The organism is Verrucosispora sp. SN26_14.1, assembly GCF_004307965.1.
GTDB lineage: Bacteria > Actinomycetota > Actinomycetes > Mycobacteriales > Micromonosporaceae > Micromonospora.
The window spans coordinates 1-14,608 of record NZ_SISL01000115.1; the positions used below are offsets into that span (position 1 = coordinate 1).

Annotated in this window: 3 protein-coding genes; all 3 read left to right on the top strand. The window is 70.3% G+C overall.

Features of this window, described 5'->3' with window-relative positions; all coding sequences use genetic code 11:
- The coding region (locus tag EYA84_RS13245) for an AAA family ATPase (protein WP_131053346.1) at positions 1-881 on the top strand (881 nt) is incomplete at its 5' end.
- A gap of 25 nt (positions 882-906) precedes the next feature.
- Positions 907-2,286, top strand: a complete 1,380-nt coding sequence (locus tag EYA84_RS13250) for an EsaB/YukD family protein (RefSeq protein WP_131053347.1) — start codon at positions 907-909, stop codon at positions 2,284-2,286.
- Between the two features lie 166 nt (positions 2,287-2,452).
- Positions 2,453-14,608, top strand: a 12,156-nt coding sequence (locus EYA84_RS13255) for a hypothetical protein (RefSeq protein WP_131053348.1), incomplete at its 3' end; no start/stop codon positions are given.

Here is a 14,608-nt window from a genome sequence, read left to right on the forward strand (position 1 = left end):
GTGCCGGTCCGCGCCGCGCCGCCGCCGTGCCCCGAGCCGGTGCCACCAGCAAGGTGCCGGAGCTGGCCGACCTGCTCGGCCAGCTCGACGACCTGGTCGGGATGGCCCGGGTCAAGCGGGACGTGGGCACCATGGTCAAGCTGGTGCAGACCGTCAAGCGCCGTCGGGAGGCCGGTCTCGCGCCGCCGCCGATGTCCCGGCACCTGGTCTTCGCCGGTAATCCCGGCACCGGCAAGACCACCGTGGCCCGGCTCTACGGGCAGTTGCTCGCCGCGCTCGGCATGCTCGAACGCGGACATCTGATCGAGGTCGACCGGGGCACGCTGGTCGGTGAGTACGTGGGACACACCGCCCCGAAGACCCAGGCGGCCTTCCGCAAGGCCCTCGGCGGTGTGCTCTTCATCGATGAGGCGTACGCCCTGGTGCCCACCGGTGGCGGCACCGACTTCGGCCAGGAGGCGATCTCGACGCTGGTCAAGCTGATGGAGGACCACCGGGACGAGGTGGTGGTGATCGTCGCCGGCTACCCGGACGAGATGCGGCAGTTCGTCGCGGCCAACCCGGGCCTCTCCTCCCGCTTCTCCCGCACGCTGACCTTCGAGGACTACTCGTCGGTCGAACTGGTCCAGATCGTGGAGAAGCAGGCGAGCCGGCACCAGTACCACGTCGCGGAGAACGGCCGTGCCGCGCTGCTCAGCTACTTCGACGGCGTCCTGCGGGGCGAGGGCTTCGGCAACGGCCGGTTCGCCCGCAAGGTCTTCCAGATGATGACCGAGCGGCACGCCGCACGGATCGCCGAGATGGACGCGCCCAGCACCGCCGAGCTGAGCACTCTGGAGGCCGACGACCTGCACGTGGACGACCTGGAGGTGGCCGGATGACACGGCTCGGGTGCAGGGAGGACCGATGAGCGGCGAACGGAGCCGGATCACGGTGGTCGGCACCCGCCGCCGGTTGGACGTGTCGGTGCCCTCCGGGGCACCGGTCGGCGAGTACTCGGCCCGCCTGGCCGAGATGTGCGGCCAGGACCGGGCCGACGTGCTTCCACCGGCCTGGTCCCTGGCCCCCGCCGGCCACCCGCCGCTGCCGCTGGACGCCACCCTGCTCGACGTCGGCGTGGTCGACGGCCAGGTGTTGTACCTCCGCGACGCCGCTCAGGAGCCGAACGACGCGCCACTGGTGGAGGAGATCGAGGAACTCGTCGCCGACAAGACCCACCGGCATCGCCAGCAGCGGCTCCGGGGCGGGACGATCGTCCTGAGCCTGGGTCTGCTCTGGACGACGGTGGCCGCGATCACGGCCGGACTCCGGTTCGAGGGCGGTGCCGGCACCGCCGCGGGGCTCGTCCTGGCCGGGCTGGGTCTGCTCGCCGGAGCGTGGAGCCTCACCCAGCACCGCGAGGTGGTGCCGGACTGGTTGCGGATGGCGGTCGCGTTGACCTCGGTGCCGTGTCTGGCGGCGGCCGGCATGCTGGTGACCCGGGTGTTGGGCGTGACGGCGTACCGCTGGGACGGTGCGGTGTTCGGCGCCTGCCTGGCCGCGCTGATGGCGCTGGTGGTCATCCCGACCGCCGCGTTGGTCGTGGTGCAGTTGCACCTGACCGTCGGCCTGGCGTTGGTGTCCCTGATCCGGGCGCTGGACACCGACCGCGCCGGTGCCGCCGCGGTGGTCACCGTGACGGCGATGGGGATCATCGCGGTGGCCCGACGGATCGCCGCCACCGTGGCGTCCTGGGGACAACGCCGACCGCCTGACCAGTCGGCTGCCCTGCCGGTCACGATCGGGCTGGTCGACCGCTCCCACCGCCTGCTCTCGGTGGTGCTCGTCGGTCCGGCGCTGGCGCTGACCGCCGCGCTTCCGGTGCTGGCCTCCAACGGCGGCGGCTGGGCGGTCGCGTTGACCGCGGTGGCCAGCATCGCCCTGATGGCCCGCTGCCGGCTGGTGGCGTTCTCCGCCGAACTGCTCCTGCTCGGCATCGCCGCGCTGGTCGGCTGTTTCAGCCTGATCCTCGCGGTCGTCGGGATGCTCGGCGCGGGCCCCGGCGCGACCCTGGTCGTGTTGGTGCTGGCCGGGCTCGGCGTCGCCGGAGCCGGAGTGACGTTGAGCCTGTTGCGTCCCTCGACACCCGAGCCGCCACGCGACGGGCCGATGGTGCATCCCTCGGCCCGGCGCCGCAGCCGGGCCGAGGTGTTCGGGGTGATCACCAGTCTGCTCATGGTGCCGTTGGCGCTGGGCGTGCTCGGCGCGTTCCGACACATGGTCGAGGTGGGTCGCAGCATCTTCTGACCCCCCGGGGGGGACGGGACCACGGCCCGAATGGGGACTTTCGGGCATCCCGCTTAGGGGTGCCATGGTGTACGACGGGTGCGGCGTGCCGCGGTGGCGGCGACCCGCATGAAGTGGCGACAAGGCGAGGTATCAGGTGCCCGGCGGCGACGGTTGCAAGGAGATCATGGCCGTTCCGGGCCGCTTCGTGCTCACCGGCGCGATGACCCAGACGACGCACCCCGTCGCCCGGGCGGTCGCGGTCGCCACTCCGGCGCCGGACGACGGCACGCTGGTCTATCTGATCGAGGAGACGCCGCGCTCCGCCGCCGGCCTGGACTACCTGCGCGGACAGCCGTTCCCCGACGCCCTGGTGCTGGTGCCGTGGGACCTCGACCGCTGGGCCACCGGAGGGCAGCCGCTCCCGGACGACCCGGAGGGCCTCGGTGGCCTCGCCGACCTCTACCGCCTCCAGGTGCAGGTGCCGGTGGGCGAGGCGCGTGCACCGCAACTGGTGCCGGTCGACGCGCGCGGCCGGGAGGCGTCGTGGGACGACGCCACGTCGGTACGGGTGCTGCCGTGGTCACACGTGGCCGGACGAGCGGCGCTGCGGGCCGCGTACGACCGGATCGTTGCCGACGAGGAGCCTGGCCGCCGACGCGTCGAGGCCCTGCTGGCCGACCTGGAGGAGATCCGGCGGGCGCTGCGGGTGAGCATCCCGCCCGGGAGCCTGGCCGCCGCGATCCACCTGGTCCGGTCCGGTAACGAGCCGGAGGCGGCGGCCCTGCTCCGAAAGGTGCTGCCCATCGCCGTTGCCGACGTGCCGACGATGGTCGGCGGGTCAGCCCAGCCGATCGCCGCCGACGTGCTGCGTGCCACGCTGCGCGCCGCCCCGGAATCGGCAGCGCTGGTGTCCTACCGGGCACCGAACGGCGGGCCGGCGGTGGCCTGGCTGCTGCCGGACGGCGAGGACGTGCGGTGGGTCGGGGCGTCGGATTCGGACACCATGCCGATCGCCGTCCGGCTCACCGACGACTGGCGGATGGTGGCGCTGCGCGACGCGGCCACCACGGTGGTGCTGATCGACGCGGACCATCGGCCGGTCAGCGTGGACGTCGAGACCCCGCCCGTACCCGCCCCGTCCGGCGAGACTGCCGAAGAGTGGGCGGATCACCCGCCGGTCATCGAGCAGCGCTCCGCAGAGGTGGAGGCGCGCCTGGCCGAGATGCGGCGCACGTTCATCGAGACAGGCACCGAGCTCTGGGAGTTGCGCTCCGCATCGACTGCCATAGACCATGGCCGGGACGCCGAGGAACCGGCTGCCTCCTCCGGGACTGCCGACCTGGCCGCACGGGAGTGGGAGATCGCTGCCGAGGTCGATCGTCAGCGGACGCGAATCGCCGAGCTGACCAAGATCACTGAGCACGAGCCGATCGAGGAGACGCCGGACGGCGTCCTGCACAGTTACGTCTGGGTGCGGCAGGCGGTGGAGGGGCGCGCCGGATACGTCCGAATCCCAGTGCGCGTCGACGAGGCGGGCGTGCGTAGCAGACACCCGGACACGGGTGCCCTGACCGGTGAGTTCCACCTGGACCGGGGGGAGTGGTTGCGCCCGTTGCGTGGCGGTGGTCCTGGCCTGGCCCCGGCGTGGGGATCCCCGGTCGGCCCTTCCGCGACAGCCGGACCGGTCGATGCCAGTCCCGCCGCCAGCGCCTCGGGGACGACGCCGCGCAGGTTGTTGGATGGCATGCCGCAGCAGTACCGGCCAAGCCAACGGTCGGACTGGACAGCCACCCCGCTGTTCGCCGTCGTCGCACTACCGCCCGAGGTGGCCTTCACGATCGGTCTGGAGGCGAGGACGACCGAGGACCACGCTGATGTACACGTGCTGCGGCCCGTGCTCGACGGGTCCGCCGGAATGGCCAACGGGCTGGTGGGATTCGGAGTGGGGCGACTTCCCCGGATCCCGCTGGACGGCGACGTCATCTATGTCGCCCTTGCTCAGGGCGGTATTGACGTATCGGCGAGCCCGGCCTTGGCGGCGGTTTCCCCATCGGTACCCGAGGTGCTGGGTCAGGTAACGGGTAACAACGTGCTCGCCGCGTGGCGGGTGTCCGTCGACGCGTCCGGTGCGGTCCGCTTGGGGCCGGTACGGCCCAACCCGTTGGTCGATGTCCGCGACGAGACCGGTGCGACGGTCGGACTCCCCGACGTCGACCGGCTGGACACCGAGATCGTCGAACTCCTCCACGTAATGGTGGCCCAGCAGGGTCCAGCGCCGGGCCGAGGACAGGACGATCCGGTCCGGCCGGCGAACTATCGGTCTTTCTGGTCGATGGATCCGGACTACTGGGCGGAGGTGCGTAGCCAGGTCCGGGACAACGTCGCAGCCTTCTCCGACGAAGTCGACGTCATTCGACAACAGGGGGCATGGCAGGAACTCGCCGACCGCTTCGCCGAACGGCTCCGTGCTCCGAGAATCGAAGTGCTGCTCCTCGACATCGACGGCCAGGGATCCTTCGATCCGAATAGCTGGATCATGCATGTCGGTCGGAGAGGTCCGCTCGACCAACGGCTGACCACGTTCATTCACGAGTCCTTTCACGTCGAGCAGCATCTGGTCATGTTCGGAGCGGTTGCGCGGTCCACGAACGACTTCGCCGTTCTTCGGGCCATGGTGTCGCAGCCCAGCATCGCCGGGTCGCTGTGGAGGCATCCCCTTCCGGTGGAGGACCCGCGTTACGACGCGGCCATCCGCACTCTGTGGGACAGAAAGGTGTTGGACCGCGAAGGCGGCACCATCTTCATGGCGCGGAACTCCGCCTCCGCTGCTCTCAGCAGGGCCAAGCAGAGGTTGGCAACGGCCGATGCCGGGTTCAATCCGGTGGTGCGGGACCGCCTCGCCGCCGACCTGACTCGTTCGTATCGCCTGTGGCTGGAGCGGACCGTGCGCGCTCTGGCGCGTCCGATGGAGATCCCGGCGTACGTGGTGGAGCGGGCCTTCACCACGGGAGGGTCCGTCCGTGACTGGCAACGGGTCCACCCTGAGGCGCCGCGCCTGCCCGGATACCGGGCCGAGACGAACGCGGCCGGTGCCCACCTGTGGCCGGAACACGCCGAGCGGCTGGAGGACCAGGCCCGACTCGTTCATCCGGCGCGCCCGCAGATCGTCGTCGAGGTGGGCGATACCGGAAACGCCGCGTCGGTCCTGTCGCAAGCGGCGGAGGTGCTTCCCGCGTCGGCGATGGTGGTCCTGGTGACACCGCATCGGCTGAGCCCGGAGGAGGCCGTCGAGCTGGCCGGACTCCTCGCCGACGACCAGGTGCTGGCCGTCGGCGCTGCTACGGCCACTCCCCCCACCGGCGATGATCGGCTGATCGAACACTTCGTCGGTCACTCACCTTGGCACGACGTGTCGATGATCCCCTTCGCGGCCTATTTCACCGTGCATCGTGTTCCACAGGCTCCCGAGATCGTGGGCTCCGGGCTACCACAGATGTCCAGCCTCGGTGGTGGGACGTTCGACGTCTTGGGGTGGCAGGCGGTCCCGGTCGGTGACAACCTGTTTGTTCGCCCGGCGGACGAATCGCCGCAGGCGCAACCGGTCCCAGCCGATGCTGCGGCCGGGGTACCCCGCCTGGTCGTCGGGGTCCCGGGCCGCGACACCCCGTGGGGTGTGGTCCAGGTTGCGAACGCACTGGTCGACTACCTCACCGGAGTGCCGAACGCCGCGTCGGATCCACGCCTTCTCCAGGTTCACCGACCTGTCGTCAAGGCACCTCCGTTGCCCGGGCTCTCGATCGAGCCGGAGCCGAACGCACCGGGCTGGACTGACCGGTTGCCCTCGCTGATCTTCGGCGCGGACATCGACCGAAACGAGCCGCGGATCGACGCGTCGGCAGGAGACCTCGGTCTCGACCGGCATCTGCTGATGTACGCCCTGCTCGGTGCAGTGGACGCCCGGCCGGCGGAGGTGATGCCCGAGCAGCTTGTCGTCGCGATCGACGAGTTGACCGACCGGCTCAGCGTGACCCGGTCGGAGTTGCTGACGGTCGGCTACGTCACCGCCATGGCGTACGGCGTCGGTGGGGTGACCGAGCCACGTCTACGCCAGGCGCAGCGACTGCTCAGGGCACTGCTCGACACGGCCCCCGGCGTTCCCATGCCGGCCGGCGATCTCGCGGTCCGGTATCTGCTACAGGCGGTCGGCCACAACTCGGACGATCACGGTGACGTCACCGGTCTCCTACGGCTCTTCGAACTGGTCGAAGCGCGGCACTCGGAGGGGAACGCCGTGAGCCTGACCATGGCCGAGCTGGCCGCCGCCTTCGACGACGACCGTCGGTGGCGGGAGAGCCCGGCGCTGTCGCCCCGGCGACTCGACTCCGGCGAGGAGACCTGGTGGCTGGGGCCACCGACCGAGCAGCACGAGGTGTCCGCAGTTCCCGGCCATATCGTCGTGGGATACGCGGCGAACACGGATCTCATGCCGGCGCAGATGCCGGTACCTGCCGGCGTCGCGGCCCTGGCGATGACCGCCGTGGCGGTCCGGGAACGCCTGCCGAGGCAGTGGGGACCAGATCCCCTTCCCCTGCTGCTGGTGCCGGTGACGTCCGAGTTGGTGGACGCCGACGGGCTGCGGACCGATCTGGCTCGGCTCGATGATCGGGTGCGGTTCGGTCAGTTCCGCATGGAGCGTTTGAACCTGATGCTCGCGGAGCCGGTGATTCGTCCCGAGACGACGCCACCGGTGGCCGTGGGGTTGGCCCATCTCGCCGGAATGCGGCGCGAGCTGATGGCGCGGGCGGAGGAGTTGCGGAGACTGCGGTCGCGCCTGGAAGAAGCGAAGCGGGAGCGTGACCGGGCGGGCCAGGACCAGGTCCGGATGGCCGACGCGATCCGGCGTATAGCCGATCTGTCCACCCGTGAGTGGAACATCCAGGCCGACATCCACCATCGGCACAGTCGGATCACCGAGTTGACCAGGCTCGTGGGCGACGGTCAGGTGACGGCGACGGCATCGGGCCTGACCAGCCACGCCAGGGTGCGGATCTCGGCATCGGACGGCCGGCTCGATTGGCTGCGAGTCCCGGTGCTCGTCGATGAGGCGGGGGTGCACAGCACCCACCCGGAGACAGGCGAGATCACCGGTGACCTTCGCCTGGTCGACGGTGAGTGGACGCCCCGCCTCCTAGGCGGCGCGCCCGGCTCGTCGCAGCGACGGGTGGGTTCGTCGTCAGCTCGGCGGAGCGGGCCCGGATCATCGTCGGCGGCTAGGACGGCCGTGCCCGGTGCGACACCGAGTGCTTCCGCCATCGTGGTGCCTGCCGGTTACACCGAGCAGAACCTGCGGCGGACCTTGCCCGACCGGTATGTCGAGAGCCGGCGGCCGGACTGGGCGACGAGACCGCTCTGGGCCTCCGTACCGATTCCGCCGGAGCTTGCCTTCACCACCGGCCTGCAGCAGCGCGTGACCCGCCACGATGATCCGGGCGGTGTCCAGCCGGTGTTCGGCGGCACCGCAGGCATGGCGAACGGGCTGGTGGGCTTCGGAGTCGGCCGGTTGCACCGGATGCCCGCCGACGGCGAGATGGTCTATGCCGTCGTGGCGTCCGGCGGGATCGACGTGTGGGGAAGCCCGGCCACGGCGGCGGCACCGCGCACCGCACCCGACGTCCTGGGCCAGTTCACCGGGACCAGCGTCGTCGCCGGATGGCCGGTGTCGGTGGACCCGCACACCGGTCAGATCATCCTGGGCCAGGCGGCGGCGAACCCCAACCTGGCGGTGCACCGGGAAGGCTCACCCGCAGCCACGTTGACGGCTCTGGACGGTGAGCTCGCCGCCATGCTTACCCGCCTCGCGGGAAAGCATGACACGACGCTCACTCGCGGGGACGCGGTGTGGACGCCGAGCAGGGTGATCGAGGACTACGGGTTGCTGGAGGCGACGAACCCGGCCTACTGGGCGGAGCTGCGGCGTCTGGCCCGGCGTGACCAGGGTGCTCTGGGCAGCGGACGCGAGCAGCACCGTGCCTGGCAGAAGGCCAGCGACCTGCTCTTCCGGTACCTCAACGCCGGTTCCAACGGCATTCCCGCGGCCAGAACCGTCGTCACCGATCTGGCGGGGACGGGCTCCTCAGCCATGTTCGACGGAACGGGCTGGACGGTGGAGGTCGGGGAGTCGGACTCCATCGACGACCGGCTCGCGTTCTTTGCGCACGAGGGACTCCACGCTGAGCAGTATGCGCTGATGGGGCGGCTCGTCGCCGGTGCCAGCAACGACCCCGAGACGCTGGACCTGGTCACTGGGGTCCCCATTGCGCGTGAGGCGCTGTGGGCACGGCCACTCGACCGCGGCGATCCACGCTATTCGTTGGCGCTGCGCCTCTGGTGGCACCACCACTCAGAACTGGATGGGCGCATCCATGACGTACGTCGGGACGCGGCGCTGCTGCGCAGACGGACCGAGGCCCAACTGGTCAAGGCCCTGGAGATCGGGCAGTTCAGCGCACCCGTACGCCAGCTGCTGACAGCGCGGCTGGTCGGCCGGACGGCACACCACTTCGAACTGGGCATTCTGCTGGTCCGGCTCGGGCTGGAAGGTCCGGCGTACCGCGCGGCTCTGGACTTCTCGACCGGCGGCTCGGTGCGGGACTGGCAGAAGGTCGCTGCCGCCGAGGTACCGGCGCTCGCCGGCTATCAGGTCGAGAGAAACGAGGCCGGGAGCCACCTGTGGCCGGCGTCGGTCGGGCGGCAGGATTCGTCCTCGCGACTGGTGCACCACTCTCGCCCCACCGTCGTGGTGGAGTTGGGTCGAGCCGGGAACGCGCTGTCGCGTCTTGCCGACGTCGTGCCGCATCTGCCGGCGGACGCTCTGGTGGCGGTGGTGACCTCCGATCCACTGACGCCGACCCAGGCGGTGGAGCTGGCCTCGACGGTCGGTGAGGGACAGACGGTGGCTGTCTCCGTCTCGTCCGGTCCTCGGATCGATCCGGCCGATCCACTGTTCGACCACTTCGTGCCGTACTCGCGGTGGCACGCACAGTCGATGAGCCTCTTCGCCGACTACTTCACCGTCCACACCGAACCGCAACGGCCCTTGCTCCGACTCAACTACGCGCTCAAGCCGCTGTACAACGTCGGAGGCGGGGTCTTCATCCGGCAGAACCTGAGCGACTGGCAGATCAGGCCGGTGGGACAGACGCTCTGGGTGCGTGCCTCCGACGAGCCGGCCGGGGCGTTGCCGGTGCCGGCGGAGCCCGACAACGGAATGCCGAGGATCGTCGTCGGCGCTCCCGGTCGGGACACCCCGTGGGCGATCGTCCAGCTCGGGCTGCTGCTGGCCGAGCAGCTCACCGGTGTTCCGGACAGTCGCGGTATGCCGGACCTGGTGCAGATTCACCGGCCTGTCCTGGAGCCACCCGAGCTGCACGACCTGACCCCTGTCGAGACCGCCGCTCCATTCACCCGCCAGCTCCTGGTCAGTGCCTTCGGTGAGCACGGCGTCGACGATCCGAGGCTCACCCACACGTCGAAGATCGAGGACTTCGACATCGACCCGTACGTGCTGACGGCTGCTCTGGTGGGTGCGGTGGACCCGGCACCGCAGGCGATGTCGGAGTCCCACCTGGTCGAGGTGTTGACCGGCCTGGCCGCCAGGCTCGGCGTGACCCGCGAGGAACTTCTTCCGGTGGGTTTTGTCACGGCGTTCGCTCACGGCATCGGTCATGTCACCGTGCCACGTCTGACCGTGGTGACGCGGGCGTTGCAGGCCCTGCCCGACCGGGGGAGGGAACAGCCGGACGAGAGCCGGATCCTGAACAGTTTCCGCAGCCTGGTGCCGGACGACAACGAGCGTAGTGCCAAGCACGAACTCTTGCGGCTGCTGGAGTGGCTCGGACATCCGGGCACGACCTGGCCCGCCGAGGGACTGTCCTCCGAGTACCTACAGCAGGTGGTCGGCAGGGACAGGAGCTGGACCGACCAGGTGCTGTCGCAGCGGACGCCGGACGGCAGTGGGGTCTGGTGGTTGGGGCCGGTGGTGCAGCGGCACCTCGTCGCTCCCGTCGAGGACACCCTCGTGCTCGCGTACGCGGCTGGTGCTGATCTTCTGCCGGTGGGGATGCCGGTCCCCGGGGGTGCCGCCCTGCTGATGCGGGTGGGCCAACTGGTGCGGCGACAGCTACCGGAGGAGGAGTGGGGCACTCCGGTGCTGCTGGTCCCGGTGATCTCTGCCCCGGCCGACAGCGATCGGCTGCGGGCCGAGTTGACAGAGACGGAGAACCGGCTCAGCCTCGGGGTGACGATGGCCGATCCGGTCGTTGTCGCCGTGGAGGACGATGCGGCCGCCGACCCGATGGACCTCGACGAGAGCGTGGTCGGGTCGGCGATGGGGCAGCAGCCCGAGGACGCCGTTCGGGTGCGCCTGGCCACGATGCGGGAGCATCTCACCAGGTGGGCGGAGCATGTGGTGCGCCTGCGTGCGGACGGTGCCGGCGCTGACACGTCGACGGAGGTGGCGCGGGCCCAGTCGGAGATCGACCGGTTGCGGGAGCGCATCACCGAGCTGACCGAGGTCGTGGCGTACGGTCCGGTCACGGCGACGGGGCGGGGCCTTGTCGGTCGCGTCTCCGTGCGGCAGTGGATGGAGGGCCGCTTCCAGCGGGTCGAGATCCCGGTGTTCATCGACGATGCCGGGGTGCACGGTCTGCACCCGGAGACCAGCGAGCTGACGGTCGACCTTCGCCTGGTCAACGGCGAGTGGATGCCCCGGGTGCTGGGCGGCGCGCCCGGCTCGTCGTCGTCACGGCGGGGCGGCTCCGGGTCGTCCTCAGCGCGGCGGGGGGGCTCCGGGTCGTCCTCGGCGGGGACGGCTGCGGCCGCCTCGGCACCGAGCGTTCCCGCCATCGTGGTGCCTCCGGGGTACACCGAGAAACAACTACGGCGGAACTGGCCCGACTGGTTTGCCAAGAGCCGGCGGCCGGGCTGGGAGACGGAGACGCTCTGGGCCTCCGTGCCGATCCCGCCGGAGCTTGCCTTCACCACCGGTCTGCAGCAGCGCGTGCACGACGGCCCGGACGGCGTCATGCCGGTGTTCGACGGTCTTGCGGGCATGGCCAACGGGCTGGTGGGCTTCGGTGTCGACCGGTTGCACCGGATGCCCGCCGACGGCGAGATGGTGTACGCGGTCGTGGCGCGCGGTGGTATCGACGTGTGGGGGAGCCCAGCCACGAAAGCGGCGCCACCGACGGCCCCCGACGTCCTGGGGCAGTTCCCCGGGAGCACCGTCGTCGCCGGGTGGCTGGTCTCGGTGGACCCGGACACCGGTGAGGTCACCTTGCACAAGGTGGCGGAGAACCCCAACTTCTCGGTACGCCGCAAGGACGACCACTTCCAGCGGGTCACCCCACCGGACCCGGTTGACCTGGATGATGCGCTCGTCGCCATGCTCGCTGCGATGCTCGCCGACCCGGCCGGAAATCGTGGCACGACGCTCGTTCGCGGCGTCGAGGTCTGGCAACCGCGCAAGGCCGCCGATGAGTACGGTTCGCTGTGGGCGAGGGACCCGGCCCTGTGGGCGGAACTCCGAGTTCGGGCACGGAAGGAGTACCGCACCCTGGGCGGCGGGGACCGGCAGCGCCGCGCCTGGCAGGAGAAGACCGACCTGATCTTCCGGCACGTCCGGCGGGGGGCCGACGTCGACCTCACTCCGGCCAGATCCATCATCACCGACGTGTCGGATGAGCACCATGCGGCCAGGTTCGACGGCACGACCTGGGAGTTGGAGGTCGGGCAGTCGGATTCGGTCGACTACATGCTGGAGGGTCTCGCGCACGAGGGGGTCCATGCCGAGCAGTACACGTTGATGGGCCGGCTCGTCGCGGGTGCCACCAACGACCGTGAGGCCATGGACCGGGTGACCCGCGCCGGGCACGTGCAGGACGCCCTGTGGGCACAGCCACTGCGTCTCGACGACGAGCGCTATCCATTGGCACTGAACCTGTGGTGGAACCACTACACGAGAATCGATCTAGACCACAGCAACCTGCACATCAGGGCAGAGGAGCTGTCTTTCCGCAATGCGGCGCAGGTGCTCAAGGTCAGAGGGATCGAGCAGTTCAGTCCGCCCGTACGTCAACTGCTGGAAGCGCGGATGATCGGCCGGGCGGCCCGTGACTTCGACACCGGCGCCATGATGTTCCGGCTCGGTCTGGAAGGTGCGGCGTACCGCGCAGGCCTGGAGTTCTCGACCGGCGGTTCGGTGCGGGACTGGCAGAAGGTCTCTGCCGCGAAGGTGCCGTCGCTCTCCAGGTACCGGGCCGAGACGAGCGAGGCCGGGACCCACCTGTGGCGGGCGTCGGCCGAGCGGCAGGACTTCTCCCCGCGGCTGGTGCACCGCTCTCGCCCGACGGTGGTGGTGGAGCTGGGGCGGGCCGAGAACGCACTGTCACGTCTTGCCGGCATCGTGCCCAGACTGCCGGCGAACGCCCTGGTGGAGGTGGTGACCACCGATCCACCGACGCCGACTCAGGCGGTGGAGCTGGCATCGGCGGTCGGCGCGGGACAGGTGCTGGCCGTCTCCGCCTCGGCCGGCCTCCGGATCGACCCGGCCGATGAGCTGTTCGACCACTTCGTCCCGTACTCGCGGTGGCATGCCCAGTCGATGAGTCTCTTCGCCGACTACTTCACCGTGCACCCGGAACCGCAATGGCCCGATTTCCACCTCACCAACACCCTTGCGTCGCTGATCAATCTCGGGGGCGGCCTCTTCACGCGGACAAACCAGGTGGACTGGCAGATCGGGCCGGTGGGGCAGACGCTCTGGGTGCACACCACCGATGTGCCCTCGACCGCGCTGCCGGTGCCGGTGGAGTCCGGTCTCGGCATGCCGAGGATCGTGGTCGGTGCGCCCGACCGGGACACCCCATGGACGATCGTCCAGCTCGGACTGTTGCTGGCCGAGCGGCTCACCGGCATCCCGGACAGTCGGGGTGACCTGGGCCTGGTACAGGTCCATCGGCCCGTCCTCGACCCCCCCGAGTGGGACGATCTGCCCCCTGGTGAGACTGCGGCACCGTGGACCAGGCAGCTCCTGACCAGCGCCTTCGTTTCCGAGGGCGACATCGATGATCCGCAGCTCGAACACATATCGGACGTGGGCGACTTCGACATCGACCCGTTCCTGCTGACGGCCGCCCTGGTGGGAGCGGTGGAACCGGCACCGGAAGCGCTCTCGGAGTTCCAACTCGTTGAGGTACTCAACGGCCTGGCCGCCACGCTCGGCATCACTCGTGAGGAACTGCTCCCGGTGGGCTTCGCCACGGCGTACGCCTTCGGCATCGGTCACGTCACCGTGCCACGCCTGGCCCTGGTGACGCGGGCTCTGCTGGCCCTGACCGACTATCGGCCCGACCTCGATTTCGGCGACGGATACGAGTCGAACGCGCCCAGGGACACCGGTGAGCCGATCAGAAGCTGGCTCCTCACCGATTTCCGCCGGCTGGTCCCGCAGGACGACGAGCGTCACGCCAAGCAGGAACTCGCCCGACTCCTGGAGTGGCTTGCCCAGCCGGACACGACCTGGCCGTCCGACGGACTGACCTCCGAGTACGTGCAGCAGGTCCTCGGACAGGACCGGAGCTGGATCGACGGGTCGTTGGCGCGGCGCACCAGGGACGGCAGAGGTGTCTGGTGGCTGGGGCCGGTGGCGCAGCGGCACCTCGTCGCGCCGGTCGAGGGCACTCACGTGCTCGCCTACCAGGCGGACGCCGATCTTCTTCCGGTGGGCTTGCCGGTCCCCGGTGGCGCGGCGTTGCTGGCGCGGGTGGGCCAACGGTTGCGGCGGGACCTACCCGAGGGCGAGCGGGGCAAGCCGGTGCCGGTGCTGCTGGTGCCGGTGACGAGCGGGCCAGTCGAGAACCACTGGCTGCGGTCGGACCTGACGGACTTCGAGAACCGGCTGGCTCTCGGGGTGACGATGGCCGAGCCGGTCGTCCTGATGTCGAGCGACGACGTCGACGCGGCACTCGCGCAGATGAGCCTGGACGAGGTGGCGGCCACGATGGGGCAGCCTTCCGGTTGGCCGGCCTCTGACGAATCGATCGACCCCGAGAGCCCGCTCTGGTGGACCGGCAGTCCGGTGGATCCCGTTGAGGAGCCGGTGTCGATCGGCGGAGCCACGCAGGAGTCCCAGTCATCCCCGCCGCCCGTTCCCATCGGTACGAACGGGGTCGAGGACGAGCTGGTCGTGACCCGGGCGCAGGCACGGCTGGCCAGTTGGGCGGTGCCGGACCGGCTCGTCGAGCTGCGGCGGTTGGCCGACGAGGGCCGTCCGGGCGCTGGC

Coding starts and splice junctions, on each gene's coding strand:
- EYA84_RS13250 (WP_131053347.1), top strand. CDS start 907: ATGAGCGGCGAACGGAGCCGGATCACGGTGGTCGGCACCCGCCGCCGG.